Origin of the sequence: Streptomyces sp. NPDC046931, assembly GCF_040644655.1 — a bacterium.
Taxonomy (GTDB): Bacteria; Actinomycetota; Actinomycetes; order Streptomycetales; family Streptomycetaceae; genus Streptomyces.
The window spans coordinates 1-17,706 of record NZ_JBEYWX010000041.1 but is presented as its reverse complement, the minus strand read 5'-3'; the positions used below and the strand labels follow the sequence as shown (position 1 = coordinate 17,706).

Genomic DNA, 17,706 nt, shown 5'->3' with positions numbered 1-17,706 from the left:
CCTCCTACGTCGGGAACGCGGTGAACACATAAAACCCTCCTTTGTGGCCCTTCGCGCGCTTGAGCACCACACGGTAGGTGTTCTTCGCGGTTGTGATGCTCCTGTCGCTGTGGGCCACATACCCGATCGAGCTTTTCTCGGGGTAGATCCCGGTCAGGGCTCTCTCTCGCTGGCTGCCGCGCAGCCACCTCTGGATCTCCGCCGCCTTGGTGGCCAGGCAGTGGTCCACAACCGCCTGTGCGGTTGCGAGGTCTGTGAACACACCGTTCACTCCCTTGTTCACGGCTAGGTCCTTGGCCCTCCCCTCGGTGACGAAGCTGGCTCCTTCACCGGCCGTGTGCTCGTCGAGCGTGTGAGCCAGGCCGCGGAACGCCTCGGCGTCGGCGACCAGATTGTTGCAGTTGTGGACGAGTACTGGGGTGTTGCCGGCCACCGCGTAGAAGGTGTGCAGACCGGACACGGTCAGGTCGTACACCGTTCGGGGCGTCGAGCCGTCCCGGACGCGGATCCCGGCCACTGTGCGCTGGGTGCCGTCCGGGGTGCGCAGGGCGTCGCCGACGTGCAGGTCGGACGCGAGGGTCCAGGCGCGGCCGGTGACGAAGAGGCGGTGTCCTGGTGTGCTGGTGAGACGGCCGCCGTCATCCAGCGTGATGTCGAGCAGTTCGACTGTAGTGTGGTGGAAGGTGCGCGTCACCGGTTCGCCTTCGGAGCGCCAGGTCCCCGGGTCGGCGGCCAGCAGCCGGTCACCGGTGTGCACGTCACGGATCGCCTTGCGGCTGCCGTCGGCCATGAGTACCGCGGTGGTGCCGGGGAAGCTGTTGACCCGGCACGCTGTTCGCAGCTCCTCGTAGACGTCCACCGAGTGTTCGATGTCGGCCAGCGCCTCGGCGTCGACGTCCAGCGCCTTCAGTGCCTTGAGTGCGTCGGTGATCCCTTCACCGGATCGAAGGGCGGCGTCCACGCCTCGGATCGCCTCGGCGACCTTACCGAGCGGTCCGCCGAGCGGCAGCCAGGTCGCGGCCCATGCGCAGTCGCCCAAGCTTCCGCTGCCGTCACCGTGAACCTTGTGGTAGCAGCCGGTGAAGTCGCCCTTGATCGAGTTGAAGATGCCCTTCCAGAGATCCACGGTCACGTCCCACGCGGGGACCTTGACCTTTTTGGTCAGGTTCGGGACCGTCAGGGTTTTGAGGAAGACCGTGTCCTCAGCCGGGCAGCCCGCCTCGGTGGCGGGTACGTCCGGGTTCAGGCACAGGTAGTAGCTGACCACCGCGTCGAAGTGCGCGATGAACACCATGGTGTTGCAGTCGAGGCCGTGGCACTCGTTGGGCAGCTGCTCCGGCTCGCCATGCTGCTTGATGTCGTCGATGACGGAGAACACCCCGCCGACACCGGTCGCCGCGCCTGTCTGCACCTGCTCGTTCGCCTTGGCCCGTTCGGCCTTGTCGGCGGCGTCCTGGGCTTCCTTGGCGTACTTGTCGGCGTCTTTGGCGGCCTGTTCTGCTTCGGTGGCGGCGGCGTCGGCGCGTTCGGCTGCCGCGCGGGCGTCCTTGGCGTCCTGTTCTGCCTGGGTCGCCGCGGAGCGGGCGGCGGAGGCGTCGAGTTCTGCCGTGTCGGCGGAGTCGCGGGCGTCCTTGGCGTAGCCCTCGGCATTGCCTGCCGCGGTGTCGGCGGCTGAGGCGTCGTCGGCGGCCTGTTTGTCGTAGTTGATGGTGCGGGCAAGGGACGCGGATGCTGCTGCGGTGGCGTTGGCTGCGTCGGCGGCGTAGCCGAGGGCGTCCTTGGAGTAGGTGCGGGCGTCGGCGGCGTACTGGGCGGCGTTGGCCGCGTGCTGGTAGGCCTCCTTGGCGTCGCCGGTGGCCTGGTCCGCGAGACTTTTCGCGGCCTGGGCCTCGGCGGCGGCATTCTTGGCGTGCGCGTCGGCGACGGCCTGCTGCTGCTCGGCAATCGTCTTGGAGCTCTGCCCGGTCAGGACCACCAGACCGGCGGCCGAGTCCGTGTCGACATAGGGTGAGCCCAGTTCCACGGCGTCGTTGGCGGGGGCGGCGACCTGTTGGGCGGCCTTGCCGGCGTCGACGGCGGCCTGGGCGGTGACGTGGGCGTAGCCGGCGGCCTTCGCGGCGGCCGCGAGTGCGGTGCCGGCCTCCTTGTTGGCCGCGTCGGCCTGCGTGCGGGCGTCCTTGGCGTGCTGTTCGGCCTCGTCGGCGAGCTTGACCGCGGCCTTGGCCTCGGCGGAGGCGTCCTGGGAGGCCTTGACGGCATCAGCGACGGCGCTGGTGGCGGTCTTCACCGCGGCGTCGGCCTTGAGCTTGTCGGCCTGCGCGGCGTCGGAGGCGGCGCGGGCCCGCTTCGCGGCGGCCTCGGCGCGGGTGGCCGCGGCGTCGGCGTCGGCTGCCGCCTGGGTGGCGGCGTCGGCCTCGGAGCGGGCCCGGCCAGCGGCGGCTTCGGCGTCGTCGGCGGCCTTGTCCGCGTCGTTCGCGGCCGCGCGGGCGGCGTCGGCCGCGTCCCCGGCGTCGAGCTTGTCGGCGTAGGCGTCCTTGGCATCGGCCTTCGCGCGGGCCGCTTCGGCCTTCTGCTCGGCGTCCCAGGCGTCATCCCGCATGGCCTGGGCGTGGTCACGGGCCTTGACCGCGTCGTCGCGCCGGTCCCCGGCGGTCTTCTCGGCGGCCTGCGCCCTGTCCTTGGCGTCCTTCGCCTTCGCCGCCTGCGCCTCGGCGTTCTTTCGGTGCTCGGCGGCCTCGGCCCGCTTGGCGGCGGCGTTCTCCTTCTCCGCCTTGGCCGTCTTCTCCTCGGCCTCGGCGGCGAGCCGCTTGGCGTGCGCGTCGGCGGCGGCCGCCTTCGCATCGCCTTCGGCCTTCAGCGCGTCGGCGAGCTTCGCCTGGGCGGTTTCCTTGTCCTTCTTCGCGTTGTCCCGGTGCACTCTCGCGGCGTCCGCCGCGGCCTTCGCCTGCGACTCGGCCGTTCGCGCGGCCTCCTTGCGGAACTCCGCCTTCGACTGGGCCGCCTGCGCGAGCGCACGCTGCGCGATGGTCTGGCTGTCACCGACCGAGGCGCGGGTGGCGGCCTCGGCCGTCTCTCCCGCCTTCACCATCGCCTGGAGGGCGGCGGCAGCACCGTTGGTGACCTGAGCCTTCTGCTGGCCCACCAGCAGGCCACGGCCCCGCGGGGCACCGTTGCCGTCCGCGATGGTGTAGGCGGCCTGGGTGGCCGTGTCCGAGCCGGCGGCGGCCTTCTTAGCGATCTCCAGCTGGGAGCGCAGGACACCGAGCTGCTTCTTGGCCTGCGCCTGGGCGTCCGTGATGCCCTTCTTCGCCTTGTCGAACTGGGCCTTGTCCGGGTAGTCGAGCTTGTCGGTGCCCTCGTGGCCCTTGGCGACGAGCCGGAACTTCTGCGGGTCGCTGCCGTTGCAGTCCCACTGCCACGAGTCGTAGCCGTTGTCGAACTTGTGTAGGTCCAGGCACTTGTCCGTGGCGGCGTTGCGCAGCTCGCTCGCGGCGCGGACGTCGAACTTCCACTGCTGCGCCGCGGTGTTGTTGCACGTCCAGATCTGGATCTTCGTGCCGTTGGTCGCATTGCCGCTCTGCACGTCCAGGCACTTCTGGGCGTTGACGTTGTACAGGGCGTAGCCGTGGGGGTAGCCGAAGATCTGCCACTGCTGGGCGGCGCTGCCGTTGCAGGTGTAGATCTGCACCGCGGTGCCGTTGGTCTTCCCGCCGCCCTGCACGTCGAGGCACTTGCCCTTGGCGGCCTCGACCTGGATGACCGCGGGCGACTCGCCGATCCATCCGATGCCGCCCGGGGCCCAGTACTCCTGCCAGCGGGTCAGATGGTCGGCGATCCAGGACTGGCCGAGCATCTCCCCAAGCGCCTTGGCACCGGCCGCAAGAGCCTTGGTGGCGTCGCGGTTGGCGTCGAGGATCTGGTTGCGCTGGCCGGCCTGGGAGGCGACCTCCTGCTGCCACTCGCCGGACGCGGCGGCGACCTCCTTGCCCAGGACCTTGTCCGGGTCGACAGGGGTACGCCAGGCACAGGACGCGAACCGGGTCTTCAAGTCCTCCACAGCGAGGCGGAATTCGAGGCTTCCGGGCTCGGGCGCAGTGCGCGGGAAGCCGCCCGAGGACAGGAACAGCCGGGCGTTGTCCGCGCCGACCGGCTCGATCGACCAGTTGACCAGCGCGTCCCACGCCTGGTGCTCGGCGGACGCCTGCCCCCAGTCGGGCGCCGACGTGGTCGGATCACTGCCGTAGAGCGGCTCACCGAGGTCCCTGACGGCCTTGACCGTGGCGTCGTCGGCCTTGGGGGTCGGGTCCTTGTAGAAGTCGTCCTCGCCCTTCCAGAACTGCTCCGAGACCCACTTGAAAAGGCCGGTCTGCGCGAAGAAGTTCTGCCGGTCATCGCCCGCCATACCGGGGGGCCACTCGAAGTCGGCTTTCGACTCGAAGCCTCCTGGGGTGGACAGGCCCTGGATCTTCCAGTCGCCGATATGCGCGTAGAGCGCCGACTCCTCCTTGTCCGCGGCAGCCTTGTCCTGGTCATAGGCCTTCGACAGCGGCGTGTCGGTCCAGTAATCCCGGTTCGCCGCCCCATGCAGCTTGTCCGCGGGCTGGTTCAGCGCACCCTGCGCAAGGCCGTACATGCCCGGCCCGCCCAGCCGCAGCGCGCCCGCCATCAGACACTGGTCCTGCCGCAACTGCTCCGCACCCTTGGCATCGAAGCCGTCGTAACTGTCGGCGACAGGGACGGAGGGAGGCAAAGACGAGCCCGGCTGCACCGCGAGACCGGCCAGCACGGCCAGGCTTGTGACGGCGGTGAGAGCCGGGGCGAGTTTGCGTGGTCTCCGGGTCCGGGGCAGCCGGAACCAAGGTCTGGAACGCACGAGACGCATCTCTTTCTTCATTCATGGGTGTGGACCGGGAGAACGGCCAACGAAGAAGGAGCAGCCGGACCCCGCCCTTGAACGCGGAAGCGCCAGCCCGAATCAACGCCTACGAACGCCTGGAACGCAGGTACGACGGCACGACGCTGAAACCCTCCCCGTGAGCGACAGTGCTCCCGCTGCCGCAGATCGACACGCACCGACACGGACTGGTCAAGATCCGTTCACAGCGCGGCCATACCTTACGCACGCACAGACGATTTCACACAGACGTTTGTTTTACTGGACGAAGACGCTGGCCTGAACCAGCCATGGCGGCGACTGACCGACAGGTGCGAACAATCCCCTTCGCTGCAAGGGTGTTCTGTGAAGTCACTGTGCAGTTTCTGTCTGTGGAGACAGCGAAAACAAGGGCGTAAACACGTAAGTGATGGCCGATTCTCGCCGTTGGCGCGCGGGCCGGGGGACGGCTGTGGCAGTGGGAACGGCCACCGAGCCGAGGCAGATACGGCGTGCGGGACGCCGGGCTAGCCAGCCCAGGGCGAGGTGCTGGGCGCGGGTTGCGATCGGGGTGAAAACGGCGATCTGGTGCGGCCGTTCGGGCAGGCTGCCGTCGGTCGGCACAGTCCAGTCCTTCCAACCCCATCCGGTTCGTTCCCAAATCGGGACCGGTTCGCAGCCAGTGGTGCGCGGCGCCTCGGAGCAGACATGCCCGCCGCACACAGCGCGGGACCGTTCTCTCTCCCAGCGCTGCGGCTGCTGCCCGAAGGGGCTCAGCCGCTGAGCGATCCTGGGCGCCGGCGGGATGCAGTCGGTCATGGGGTGATCCCTTCCACAGGGCTGGTCGATGCGGTGGCGCAGGTGGTGCAGCGGCCGTCGCCGTCGGGGTGGGCCCGCCGGGGGGTTGGTCCGGGGCAGGTGCGGCACAGCGGCCAGCCGAGGCAGGCCGGGCAGAGGTCTTCGCCGGGGGCGGTGTGGGGAGCACCGCAGCCGGCGCACTCGACGAGCGCCCGGTGGGTCAGGGCCTCGGTCACGGTGCGGGCGGCAGACGCGGTGGACGACCGCGAGGTCACCGGCCACTCGGACGGCTCGTCCTTGGGGGGCGCGCCGCGGTGATGGCTGACGACGGTGTCGGGTGGCGGGTAGGCCTGCGCGGCTCGCAGGCGGGCGGCGATGATCGCCCCGACCGAGGTACGCACCGGGTTCGGCAAGGACCGGCCGGTGATCACGTGGCGCAGCTGCTCTGCGCTCCAGCCGGCCTCCATCATCACGGTGACCACGCGGCCCTGATCAGTCAGCGCCCTCCCAGTCAGCAGCAGTTCCGGGCGGCCCGCCCCGATCTCGAGCAGCAGCCGGATCCCCGGATGCAGGCCGTCCGCCGGGACCGCGGCCGCCGAGGACGCTGATGCGTCCGGCTGCTTGGTCCCTGCGAGCGTCCGCGCGGCGTCGCCGCGGCCGCACGGACGGAGGGGTCTGGTGTTCTCTTTGCTGGTGTTCTTTCCGTTGGTGTTCTTAGCGGACCGATGAACCGACGTCGGGTCATCCACCGGTGGAAAACCCGACATCGGCTGCGACCTGCTGCTTTGCAGGCTGGGCAGGTCGGTGATGACGTACGCGGCCGCGCCGAGGGTGCCATCGGGGCTGCGCTCGCGCTCCCTCCGCAGGAAGCCGTGCTCCTCCAGCTCCCTGAGCCCGGTCTTCACGGCTGCCTCGCCGTCGCGGCCGCGGCGCGCCAAGTCGGTCACGGTCATCCGCCAGCCGTCCCGATGCGTGCTGATGAGTCCGAACAAGCCCTTCGCCTTGAACGACAGCCTGCCGTCGCGGAACAGGCCGTTGGCGATCTGGGTGAACTGGTCCGCCGCCATCACCCCGCGCCGGATCCCTGCCCCGGGGCTGCGCCCCGCCTCGCTGGCCGGAACGGAGGCGAACGCCGCACCGGCCGCCTCCACGAGGTCGGCGTCCATGGCCGCCGGTCGGTCCGTGATCGAGTAGACGATCTCGCCGAGCGTCCCGTTGTCGCGCCGGAACTGTTCGCGAATGAGGTAGCCGTGCCGCTGCAGTTCGCTCAGGCCGGCGCGTACGGCATCCCGCCCGTCAGGCCCCGCTCTGACGAGGTCGGCGACCGCCACCTGCCAGCCGGTCCGGTGGGTGCTGATGCAGCCGAAGATTCCTTTCGCCTTGAACGAGAGCCGGGTGTCGCGGAAGAGCCCGTTTGCGATCTGGGTGAACTGGTCTGCCGCCATCACCCCGCGGCGGATCCCCGTCCCGAAGCGGCTCATCGCGATCCACCGCGCTCCGGGCGGCTGACGCCTTGGTGCGCGTCCGCGGGGTCGAAGGGAGCGGGGCTGTCGGATAAGGAGAGGTGCGCGAGATGCATGCCGCCAGCTCATCCGGCGCCCCCGACCGCGCTGACGGCCATAGCCCCCGACCATCGGTCACGATCCGGCAACATGCGCACTGGGCTGCCGTGGTTGGGCTCGTGGTCGGGCCGGCCACGAGCCCGACCACGGGGCGCCGGATGCCTGCGCAATCGCGGCTGCGCAACGGGTTCGGCATTCGTTGCGCATCGGGCTGCGCAACGAGTCCGCGGTCCTGCGCAATCGGTCCGTGCCGTTGACTGCGCAGCCGGGATGCGCAGCCAGCCGTAGGCCTGCGCACCCCGGCTGCTCACTTCCGGAAGCGTCACGGGCCCGGCTCCTGTCTCCGCACCATCCACTGACCCGCGCTGGACGGCTCCCCTGTCCCGCTGCCTGCGGAATAGCGACGTCGCCCGGGCCCTGTCCGGGCCGGTCGAGGGCGAGACCGAGCCGGTGGTCCAGAAGCTGGGCGTATGGATCTCGAACACCAAATCGAGGCGAGACCGGCTTACCCAGGAACAGCTCGACGCGCTGCGAGACCTCGGCGTCGACTGGGCCTGACTCGGTCTGGCGCTGAGCCGCAGCGCGCGACAGCCCGGGCCGCAGTGACCTGGGCTGTCGAGCTTGTACCCGCTCCGGCTTTGGAGGTGACGGCAGCTTGTGTGGCTTCCTCGTGGGGGGCGGAGCTACGGAGCCAGCAACTGGTCGAAGAACCCGCTCAGCATGAGCTTGGCAGCCTGTGGGTCCACAAACTCGGCGCCGCCAAACCGGTACACCTCATACCCCTGAAGACGGATCCGCCGATCTTCTCGGACCATGTCGGCGTATAGGTCAGGTGCGGCCTTCCCATCACGCGAGTAGTGCTCCTCGACTACGCCGGCGTCGACATCACCGTCCAGCGCCTCGAGCACACCGCCTACCTTCAAATCACCACCGCGTTGAAGGTGCCCGGGCAGCCGCCCCACCCCGTCGAGGGGCCCTGGCAGGACGTCCCTGACGAGCCCGAGCAGATGCAGCAGCCCGAGCAGACCGGCCCAGAGGAGCTCATCGCGTCCGCGGCCACCGCTGCCCCGAACGTCTCGCTGGCGGCTCCATCGGATGCGGGCAGCGAGGTCTTCCCGGCCCTCCTCGCCGCCAGCACCGATCCGTCCGGGCTCCGTCTCCACTCCCCCGCCCCGTCGCCGGCGGGACTCGAGGACAAAACCGGCCCGGACACCGACCCGGCGGAGGCATCGGAGGCGGACGAGTGCGAGGCACATGACCTGCATGCCCCGGAGATCCGGGTCCTGGGGCCGGTTGAGGTGACGGGCGTGGGTAGCACCGGCCACGGCCCGAGAATGGCGCAGCTCGCCGCCTTGTTGTACTTCCGACCCGGGCATAGCGCGGACGTGCTGTGTGCCGACATGGATCCCGTCAGCCCATGGCCGACAAGCACCCTCAACGCGCGCATGCAGGGCCTGCGCAGCTCCCTGGGCAGCGACCCTGCCGGCAACCTCTACGTGCCACGCCGCAAGACAGGCGAGGACCCCTACCGGCTCTCCCCCGGCGTGCGCTGCGACTGCACCCGCTTCCTCCAGCTCGCCGAAAGCGCACTGCCCCTGGGCCCCTCAGGCCTTACCCACCTGGAGAAAGCACTGGCCCTGGTCCGCGGAAAGCCGTTCGGCGGCCGGCCACTGCCCTGGGCCGAGCCCCACCAGCAGCAAATGAGCACGCGCATCATCGACGTCGCGCACACCGTGGCCACCTACCGCATCCCCCAAGGCCCCCACCACAACCTCAACGCCGCCCGCCACGCCGTCGCAACCGGCCTCGACGCCGACCCCACGGCCGAGCTCCTCTATCGAGACTGGATGCGTCTTGAGGCTGCGCGCGGAAACCGCTCCGGACTCCACACCGCCATCACCCGCGTGCAACAGATCAACCAGACCTTGGACTGCTCACTGGAAACGGAGACCACACAGCTCATCAACAAACTCCTCAACGGCCCGAGCACAGCGGTACGCAAGGTCCCGGGGAAGCGTGAGCAATTCCAGGTGACCATGAGCACCGTCTGAGCAACTTCCAGGCGATCATGAGCACTGCCCACGGTCAGTAGGTGTCGTTTATCGGGCTGTTGTGATCTTTCGCAGCAGTTGCGCACCAGCGCTCGGTACCGTCCGGTGTCATGGCCGTACGCAGCACGAGCAGGTCCGGTGACGAGGGTGCGGTGCCCTCCGCGTCGATCCGGTACGCCGACGGTTCGGTGCGCACAGTGCCGTTCTCGCAGGTGCGGCGGGCTGACTTCGCAGAGTCGGTGCCGTGGCGGCAGTTCCGCTCGGTGCGCGGCCAACGGCACTACTCCGGCACGTACATGGCGGCCACGACGGGCGGGCCGATCGTGCATGAGAGCCGGCTGGAGCTGGCCCGGTTGCTGCTGGCCGACTTCGATCCCGTGGTGCGAGGGATTTACAGCCAGTCGTGCCGTCTGGTGGCCCGGGTCGGCGACCGCGTGCGGCGGCATGTGCCGGACTTTTTGCTGGTGACGCGGTCGGGGACCGTCGGCGGCCCTGACCTGGCCGGGTGAGCTGGTCGAGCGGCGTGGCTGGGAGTACGAGGTCTGGTCGGGCACGGACCCTGTGGTGCTGGCGAACGTTCGGTTTCTGGCGGGCTATCGGCGGCCTGGCGTGGTGCCGGAGCGGGGGGTCCGCGCCGCTTGGCGGAGCGTGCGGGACGGGGATCAGCTTGCGATCGCCGAGCGACGCCTGGCGGACGGGCTCCCCGCCCACGAAGCGCGTCCTGCCCTGATGGCGCTGTTGTGGTCCGGGCTTGGGGGTGGTGCAGACCCCCACCCACCCGTCGCCGTCACGCACACCCCCCTCATGCGGTCCTGTCCGGTGCGGCACAATCGCGGTCAACGGGGCAGGCAACGATGGGGATGGGAACGTGGGGCGTTTTGGCTCGCGAAGCCGACGTAAGGGCATACCGAAGGAGCCGGCGCTGCTGGCTGCGGCTGCTGAGAATCCGGGTGGCAGCGTCGCCGAGATCGACCCGACGTATATCGACGACCCGAACGGCTACGTACCCCCCGAGGCAATCCGCGGCGCGTGGTTGGTGGATAGCAGGGGGAAACTGACAGGTGAGTACCAGGAAAATCCCCATCACGGGGTGCCACAGGACGACTTCAGCAAGCTCACTGACCCTGATCACTGGCTTGGCTGGCTCGGCGATGATCCCGCGACCGCCATCCGGCAGGGCATCGAAGAGTCCTTGCGCGCACAGGTGGCAGACGCAGTGGTCGAGTGGGTCAAGATCCTTGAAACGCCCCGGTTTCTCACGGGTGGGCGTCGACATTCTGAGGACGAACAGGTCATGTTGGTCACCCGCGCGGCGCTCGCCGCGCCGTTTGCGTTGTCCGTGCGCACCACGCAGCACGGGCGTTCCATCCTCCTGGGGGTGTTCTCGTGGGCGGCGGTGAACCTCTCACCGCCCGGAGTCCGCAAGGATCGGCACTGGTTTGACCTGGGCGTCGGGCTGGACTGGGCCGGTGAACGGCTTCAAGAACGGATCTACGAGATTGACGGTGAGGACGGCACCGCCGAGCGGTAGAGCGGCAATGCCATTCCGTACCGGCGGTCAGAGCGGATACATGACGCCGTAGGCGACCTTGACGGAGAGGAGGCGTCCAAACCCTCAACTGGCGGGCGGATCCGGCCCCTCCGTTCACTGCGCAACCCAGTGGGGAACGCGAGCAGCCCTGGGGAACTTCAGGGCTCTGTCCGCAGTTCCGTGAAGCTCAGTGGTTGTGAGCCATGAGGTCAGTCCGCTGCGCGTAGCTTTCCAGAGGCTCCGCTGATGCCCACCAAGACCTGTAGTAGTCTCTGAAGGAATTGACGGCTTCAGCCGTCTCCAGGCTGTGTCCGCTCATGAAAGATCCATCCGCGGTCAGGAGCAACAGGACCGCAGTGTCGTCAGTGATCGCCATATTGACCGCATCGACACCGCTGTTGGTGGTCACCACTCGGGCGTGGTAGTTGGCAAGATCGTGCATCTCTTCGTAGTGCTCTCGCAGCCATAAGCGCATGTCGCTCTTGCCGGGCTCCTGGGCAGGGACACCGATGATGCGGTGGAATGACGCGCCGGGGTTGCGCCGAGTCCAGTCGGCTGCGGCCCTGAAGTACTGCTGTGCGGCCGGGGATTGGAAACTCGACGGCGGCGTGTTACGCACGTAGCTCGTGTAGACATGACGCTCGGCGGTGCGCACGAGGCGGGCGAACGACAGAAAGAATTCGTCGCTGGTTCGGTAGTGCGTGGAAGCTGTAGGGGCCTGACGATCACGGATCTCAATAACTACCGATAACAGGACGTAGAGTACGGCGTAGATAAGGGGTATCTGCCACTTCACGTCCCACGCGAAGAGGTTTGCGACGATCGACCCGCCGATCACGAACAGGAGAGCAAGCAGCAACAACTTCTGCTCGACGGATTGCAGATTGACCACCCGTCGCACCTGTCCCACCCCCATTGCGCCAGTGCACCGTGCCTGCGAGGCAGGCAGGTGGCGCTTCGTGTCTACCCCTCAAGCCGAGTGAGGATGCGGGTCCGGAGAAGCTCGAATGAAGCTCGGCCATACATGGCCCGCTTGAGTGTCTTCACCCGGTTCACGTTTCCTTCGACGGCTCCAGAGCTCCAGGGCAGGGTCAGGCCGGCGGTCACTGCGTCGAGGTCCTGGCGGAGAAAGCCGGCGAAGCCCTTCATGGGCTTCGGTGCGTCCTGCTCGGCCCCGTGCTCAAGAAGGTCCGGGCCCGCGGGCCTGTCGGGCGTCCTCGCACCCGGCCGGACGCGGTCGCCGGGGACAAGGCGTACTCGTCCCACGCCAACCGCGCCTACCTGCGCAAGCGCCAGATCAAGGCGGTCATCCCGGAGAAGAAGGACCAGGCCGCCAACCGGAAGAAGAAGGGCTCCAAGGGTGGCCGGACCGTCAGCCACGACGCCGCCCTCTATAAGGAGCGGAACACCGTCGAGCGCCTGATCAACAAGCTGAAAGCCTGGCGGGGCATCGCCACCCGCTACGACAAGACCCCCGCCAGTTACCTCGCCGGCCTGCATCTCCGCGCCTCCATGATCTGGATCACGGATCTCACTCGAACCGCCCTGTGATCACAGTCAGTTACAGGGCTGGTCGGGCGGTCAGGCGGTCAGCGCCGCAAGCTCCGTGTTGGCGCGCTCGGTGACCAGGGCGAGGACGCGGCCGGCGGCGGCCAGGTCCTCGGCGGGTATCCCGCCCCAGATCCGGGCGGTGATGGGGGCGGTCTCCGCGCCGACGGCGGCGAGCAGCTCGTGCCCCGCGTCCGTGGAGCGAAGGTGTGCGCCGTCCGCGACGAGCAGCTGCTTGGCCAGGAGTTCGTCGAGGGTGGCGCGGAGGTCGGCCGGATCGGCCTTGAGGGAGCCCTGGACCTGGGTGATGAGATCGTCCGGCGTCTGCGGGGCGTCGGCGGTGACGGCCGCGCGCAGGACGACCTGCTGCTGGAACGTAATGCCGTGCTGGGCCAGGACGTGTTCCAGGACGCCGCGTGCGGCGTAGTGGGCCAGGCCGAGGGCGCGGGCGTCGGCGACGGGTGCAGTGGTGGATGCGGTGGTGGTCATGGTGTTGTCCCCTGAGTGCTCTTGTTGTTCGGTGCGGGTGGAGTAAGAGGTGCGTTGAGCAGGGTCGTCAGCTCGTCGGTGAGTGTGCGTGTCCGCGGGGCGTCGAGGCCGCCGAGCGGCTCCAGCAGCTGCTGATGCAGTTCCTGGACTACCGCGATGGCCTGCCGCGTGACGGCCTGGCCCCGCCCGGTGAGGGCGAGTTGTACGGCGCGCGGGTCGCGGGGATCGCGGGTGCGCTCGATCAGGCCGGACGACTCCAGGGCGCGCGCCAGCTTCGAGACGTAGAGCGCCTCCAGGCCGGTGTGGTCGGCGAGTTGGCGCTGACTGGGCCGCTCGCCGGCGCGCTGCATGCCGTGCAGCGACGCGACCAGCGAGTACTGCGCGTGGGTGAGGCCCAGCGGAGCCACCGCGCGATCGACTGCGACACGCCACTTGTTGGCGAGCCGCCATACCAGGAAACCGGGCGTGGGGCCCGGGGAACCCTTGCTCATGGCCGATAGATTACATGGCTACTATGTCCATGGCTACTATTTTCGACGTGGCGGCGCACCCGGCTCGGCGCCGCGACGGGCTGACGGAACGCCTCCGGCGGGACTGCCTCCGCCCCGTCACGTGATCAGGACCGGATACAGGCCCTAGGTGTCCGTCGCACGGGTCGAGCGGCTGGCCGACCAAAGGCGCCGAGTTCACCTGTTCACGGCCGACGAGACGGCCCGGGGCCTGCCCGGCCTGCGGGGTTTTCGCCACCCGGGTGAAGGGCTCGGCGGTGACCCGGCCGCGCGATCCTTACGGCGAGAGCGGATGGGAGTTCCGCCGGCACAAGCGCCGCTGGTGGTGCCGTGAGACCGACTGCCCTCACCGGTCCTTCACCGAGCAGATCCCGAAGATCCCGGCCGGTGCCCGGCTGACCGCCCGGCTGCGGGGTGCAGCCGGGCGCCGCATACGGCAGGCCGGCTCCACGGTCACCCATGCCGCGGGATCTGCACCTGTCCTGGCCGACCGTGACAAAAGCCTTCCGCACGCAGGCCCGCAACGTCACCGAGGCACCACTGCCGCAGGTCGCAGTCCTGGACATCGACCAGACCTGGCGCGCACGGCCCCGCTGAGAACGGGATGCGGATACCGGCAAGTAGCGCCTGACCCGCAACCGGTGGCACACCGGCTTCGTCGACGCCCCCGGCCACGGCGGGCTGCTCGGACAGGTCGAGGGCCGCACCCTCGCCGACGTCCTGGCCTGGCTCGCCACCACCGACCCGGACTGGACAAAGGGCATCGGCTACGTCGCCATCGACATGGCGGCAGCAGCAACAAGGGGTGAGGGCCGGCGCCTCCCGGGCCGGCTCCCGCGGGAGGAGCCAGCCGGGTGCCGGGTCAGCGTCCGCGGGACCAAGTGCTCCCGATCCCCGCAACGTGAAGAGCCAGAGCGGTCAGCCCCAGGAGCATGACATTGACTGACGAGAACGTGTGATTCGTACTGATCTCAGCTGCGTTGATGAGGAACGCGATGAAGAACAGAACCGCCGCGACCATGCCGAGCATGACAAGCCCCTCTCGATGGGAAGTGAAGCCCGTATGCCCGGCCACCGGCCCCCCAGACGTGGACGGCGCCTTCGAAATAGCCGCACGCCCGCCCGGCAGGAACCCGGCCGGGCGGGCGTGGCGGCCGGCGGCTCCTCAGGCGTGGGCGTGGCGGGTGCCTGCCGCCTTGTGATGAAGGTTTGCGGTCTTGTGGGGGGCCGCGTGGTGGGCGGGCCGGCCTGTCGCGGGGACTGCGAGACGTCGCAGGGTCAGGCCCGCGGTGGCGAGGAGGCCGGTGAAGACCGCCAGGAGGAGGACGGACACCCACATCTGCCGACTCCCGGGGGCCTGCCAACCGGTCCAGGCCGTGGATCCCGCCCACAGCAGGACACCCACGGCATAGAAGGAGCGGACGCGGTGCAACTGCCGCACGGCCCGCAGAAACTCGATGCGTTCGGTCTTCGATGCCATGCGGGCCGTGTACCCCCGCGGACACTGTTCAGCAGACCAGGCTCACTAGCTGCCTAGGTCACCTCTGCTCTTGCTGCCGGGTGCCTCCTTCGAAGTCACGGCGCACTGCGGCCCCTTGCTCTTCGACCAGCCCCGCACTGTCAGGCAAGTCCAGGACGGCGCCACAGTGCCTGCACAGCTTCCCCTCCTCGGCGGGCGTGCCGCAGGCCTTACAGAACCGGTTGCCGTTGCTGTCATCAGTCTTCTGGGTCATGACTCTCCCCAACAGGCTGGGCTGTGATTGGACAGTGATGAATGCCGAGTACCCGCCGCTTCCATGCCGATTCTCCGAAATGTCTGCTTCACTTTTACCGCGCGACAGGGCCTGGAAGCAGACGGCTTACTGACCTTTGTGGCGTGATGTCGTTGGGGGCTGACGATGTGTGATCGTCGCAGTATGCCTGTTGTGTGAGATATCCGCAGGGTGGTGGGCTGACGCCGGACCAGGCCAGCCCGCACGATCGATAAGCGGATGGCTTCTCAGTGGTCCGCTCCAGAGACAGCGCCGTCGCAATGTGTACTGACCGACCATCACGACTCACAACTATCCCGTGGGTGAACGAGGTCTCCCCCTGAAGGCTATTTGAGTGACTGGAGCGTCACCTTCCGTACGCGCACACGCAACGTGTGGTGCGATGCCCACGTGAAATCCGGGGGCCGGGCTCGGACAGCGACCCCCGCCCTGGATCCGTGGACGACTGAAGGGAAGCCCATGGTGCTCCGCGCGCTGGCCGCGACTGGTGTAGCCACATCATTGTTCGGCTCGGCGGCCTTCGGCGGCCACCCGCCCCCGCTGCCCGCCCCGATCACCATCGACAACGTGACAGCCAACGGAACCGGCTGCCCGCCGGGGACGGCCGCCGTGGCCATCAGCCCTGACCAAACCACCTTCACCGTCACCTACAGCAACTACATCGCCCAGGCGGGGCCCAGCTCGCCGCCGAGCGCCCGCCAGAAGAATTGCCAGCTCAACCTGCTCCTGCATGTCCCCGGTCGCCGCTCCACCTACGCAATCGTGACCGCCACCTACAGGGGCTTCGCGTCACTGGCGCCGGGCGCCTCAGGGACGGAGCGCGCCAGCTACCACTTCCAGGGAGATGCCCACACCACCACCTTCACCCATCACTTCCCAGGCGGCTTCAACAACAACTGGCAGACGACCGACACCGTGCACATCGCCGCCCGGAACCGCGCCCGCTGCGGAGAGGACCGCACCCTCACCATCAACACTGAACTGCAGGTCGATCCCGGCACCTCCAGCCCGAGCGCCACCAGCCTCATGGACATGGACTCAACGGACGGCAGCATCCAAACCGTGTACCACCTGGCCTGGAAGAAGTGCCAGTGATCTCCTGGCGCTGCGATCTGCGGGTGCGTCCAGGCCAACGGCTCCCGTAATCGGTGGTAGTGCTCATCAGCATGCGGACAAACCCGCCGCGCACGCGGCACCCCGCTCGGGCCGTCTCTGGGCCGTCCGAGGGTGGCCGACGACGTCAGATGACGACAGTCGACGACAGCACCGCCCCTGCTCAGAGGCGACGCATAGCGCACTTGCGCAGGTACCCATCAGCGAAGGTGAGTTGAGGAACAACAGATGGGCCTCAGCAACCGTCACTCCACTGCTGAGGCCCAAACGAGCCGATCGAGTAAACGCCGAAATCAATGAACTGCCCGCCGACGGTCCCCGCTTAGACTTTCCGGACACTTTTATCAGGAGGGTGAATTTCCGTCAGAATTGCGCAAGTTGAGAGAGCGTAAGAAATCGGCAGTGGGGTTCGCGCATGACACCAGATAGAGATTCTCGAAGAAGGGGAGGAAGGGGGCATTCCTTATTTCCCTCTCCGCGCGCGCATACGGTTCCAATACTGTCCAAACTTGCTTGACACGGAAGTGCAAAACGCTAAGCGCCAGACCTGAGTCGACCAGACCAAGGGCAACCATTGCTCCAATGTACTCGTAGCTGAAGGCCACGTTGCGTGTCATCGTACGCACCGACTCAGGCAGAGCATCCATGCCAGCCGCAGGCTCGTGATCCTCTGCAAGCCGCGTCAGAACGTAATGCTGGTCTCTCTGTAAATCTCTGTCCCGAATGTTGTGCAGGGCCACATCAAGGAGCATAGTCATGTGGCTGGTTGAGCGCGCCTGGCGTAGCTGCCAAATCGTGGCGAATCCGGAGAGCCCTAATGCTACAAGGGAAATGACGAGTGACAAGGCGTTGTACATATCGAGCCCCTCCCTCCCCCCGATGGAGTGTCCCGGAAGAAAGGGCTCTCCACCAAGAGGCGAGATTCAGCTGCACAGTACGTGGGGTGTACGCGACGTCAGTGAATACTGTCCTCTTGCCGGCGCCCCTGCTCTATAACCCGCACGACACGATCGGACTGTGCTGTACAGCAGCGAAGTACTGCGATCCCAACAGCGAGCGCCCCATAGCAGCTCTCACGATTCAACCTGTATGACCTCCGCTTACCGATCTCCGTAGAGCTACGGATCAGAAGGCTTCTGACATCCACGGGTGACTGTGAGGATGGCGGTGGCACCGTCCGAGGGGTCTGACCCTCCGACTGACCGACGCATGCTGTCCTGTTGATGATTTGTCGGCCACTTCGGGCGGTGCCGGGCAACGCACAGCAGTCATCTCCGCTGCCGCTCGGATCCAGCCCGAAAACACAGGCGCTTGGCTCTCTGCACCCGCACCACAGGTGCTCACGCACGGCCAGGAAACCGAGAGTGAACCGCTCCGGGGTTGGTGGAGGCTCCGGCCTGCCCCGAGTTACACAGAGTCGGGATACCTGATTTCACGCTACAGGTTCTGCACGCAGTTCG

At 67.9% G+C, this 17,706-nt stretch carries 13 protein-coding genes and 2 pseudogenes; 5 read left to right on the top strand and 10 right to left on the bottom strand.

Annotation, left to right across the window (positions count from 1 at the left end; all coding sequences use genetic code 11):
• Positions 1-4: 4 nt before the first annotated feature.
• The 3 genes from ABZ876_RS37540 to ABZ876_RS37530 form a co-directional block, all read right to left on the bottom strand.
• Complete coding sequence (locus ABZ876_RS37540; protein WP_361790385.1) at positions 5-4,873, bottom strand: RICIN domain-containing protein; 4,869 nt, start codon at positions 4,871-4,873, stop codon at positions 5-7.
• 815 nt (positions 4,874-5,688) lie between these two features.
• Positions 5,689-7,152, bottom strand: a complete 1,464-nt coding sequence (locus ABZ876_RS37535; RefSeq protein WP_361790382.1) for a hypothetical protein — start codon at positions 7,150-7,152, stop codon at positions 5,689-5,691.
• Between the two features lie 764 nt (positions 7,153-7,916).
• A complete protein-coding gene (locus ABZ876_RS37530) occupies positions 7,917-8,141 on the bottom strand; it encodes a hypothetical protein (RefSeq protein ID WP_361790379.1) in 225 nt (74 codons plus the stop codon).
• Between the two features lie 99 nt (positions 8,142-8,240).
• On the opposite strand from ABZ876_RS37530, the gene ABZ876_RS37525 reads away from it, so the two are divergent.
• From ABZ876_RS37525 to ABZ876_RS37515, 3 genes are all read left to right on the top strand, one after another.
• On the top strand, positions 8,241-9,284 hold the full coding sequence (locus ABZ876_RS37525; protein ID WP_361790376.1) for a bacterial transcriptional activator domain-containing protein: 1,044 nt from the start codon (positions 8,241-8,243) through the stop codon (positions 9,282-9,284).
• A gap of 110 nt (positions 9,285-9,394) precedes the next feature.
• Entirely contained in the window at positions 9,395-9,793 is a 399-nt protein-coding gene (locus tag ABZ876_RS37520) for a TnsA-like heteromeric transposase endonuclease subunit (RefSeq protein WP_361790373.1), read from the top strand.
• A 359-nt stretch (positions 9,794-10,152) separates the two neighbouring features.
• A complete protein-coding gene (locus tag ABZ876_RS37515; protein ID WP_361790370.1) occupies positions 10,153-10,815 on the top strand; it encodes a hypothetical protein in 663 nt (220 codons plus the stop codon).
• Positions 10,816-11,002: 187 nt separating this feature from the next.
• Here ABZ876_RS37515 and ABZ876_RS37510 read toward each other — a convergent pair whose 3' ends face one another.
• Entirely contained in the window at positions 11,003-11,707 is a 705-nt protein-coding gene (locus ABZ876_RS37510; RefSeq protein WP_361790367.1) for a hypothetical protein, read from the bottom strand.
• A gap of 71 nt (positions 11,708-11,778) precedes the next feature.
• A pseudogene (locus tag ABZ876_RS37505) lies at positions 11,779-11,955 on the bottom strand (ISL3 family transposase); the annotation flags it as partial.
• A gap of 33 nt (positions 11,956-11,988) precedes the next feature.
• Between ABZ876_RS37505 and ABZ876_RS37500 the strand changes: the two are divergent.
• Positions 11,989-12,366 (top strand): annotated as a pseudogene (locus ABZ876_RS37500) (transposase); the annotation flags it as partial.
• Between the two features lie 30 nt (positions 12,367-12,396).
• Here the strand turns inward: ABZ876_RS37500 and ABZ876_RS37495 are convergent.
• The 4 genes from ABZ876_RS37495 to ABZ876_RS37480 form a co-directional block, all read right to left on the bottom strand.
• The gene (locus ABZ876_RS37495; RefSeq protein ID WP_361790364.1) at positions 12,397-12,852 is read right to left on the bottom strand and encodes a MarR family transcriptional regulator; all 456 of its coding nucleotides are present in this window, start codon (positions 12,850-12,852) and stop codon (positions 12,397-12,399) included.
• Positions 12,849-13,343, bottom strand: coding sequence for a MarR family transcriptional regulator (locus tag ABZ876_RS37490; protein ID WP_361790361.1), 495 nt, complete (start codon positions 13,341-13,343; stop codon positions 12,849-12,851). Before ABZ876_RS37490 ends, ABZ876_RS37495 begins: the two co-directional genes overlap by 4 nt.
• A gap of 1,183 nt (positions 13,344-14,526) precedes the next feature.
• On the bottom strand, positions 14,527-14,841 hold the full coding sequence (locus ABZ876_RS37485; RefSeq protein WP_361790358.1) for a hypothetical protein: 315 nt from the start codon (positions 14,839-14,841) through the stop codon (positions 14,527-14,529).
• A gap of 58 nt (positions 14,842-14,899) precedes the next feature.
• Positions 14,900-15,094, bottom strand: coding sequence for a hypothetical protein (locus ABZ876_RS37480; protein WP_361790355.1), 195 nt, complete (start codon positions 15,092-15,094; stop codon positions 14,900-14,902).
• Between the two features lie 498 nt (positions 15,095-15,592).
• On the opposite strand from ABZ876_RS37480, the gene ABZ876_RS37475 reads away from it, so the two are divergent.
• The gene (locus tag ABZ876_RS37475) at positions 15,593-16,228 is read left to right on the top strand and encodes a DUF4360 domain-containing protein (RefSeq protein WP_361790352.1); all 636 of its coding nucleotides are present in this window, start codon (positions 15,593-15,595) and stop codon (positions 16,226-16,228) included.
• A gap of 362 nt (positions 16,229-16,590) precedes the next feature.
• Here ABZ876_RS37475 and ABZ876_RS37470 read toward each other — a convergent pair whose 3' ends face one another.
• Positions 16,591-17,103: a hypothetical protein gene (locus tag ABZ876_RS37470; RefSeq protein WP_361790349.1), complete on the bottom strand. Its 513-nt coding sequence runs from the start codon at positions 17,101-17,103 to the stop codon at positions 16,591-16,593.
• Positions 17,104-17,706 lie beyond the last annotated feature (603 nt).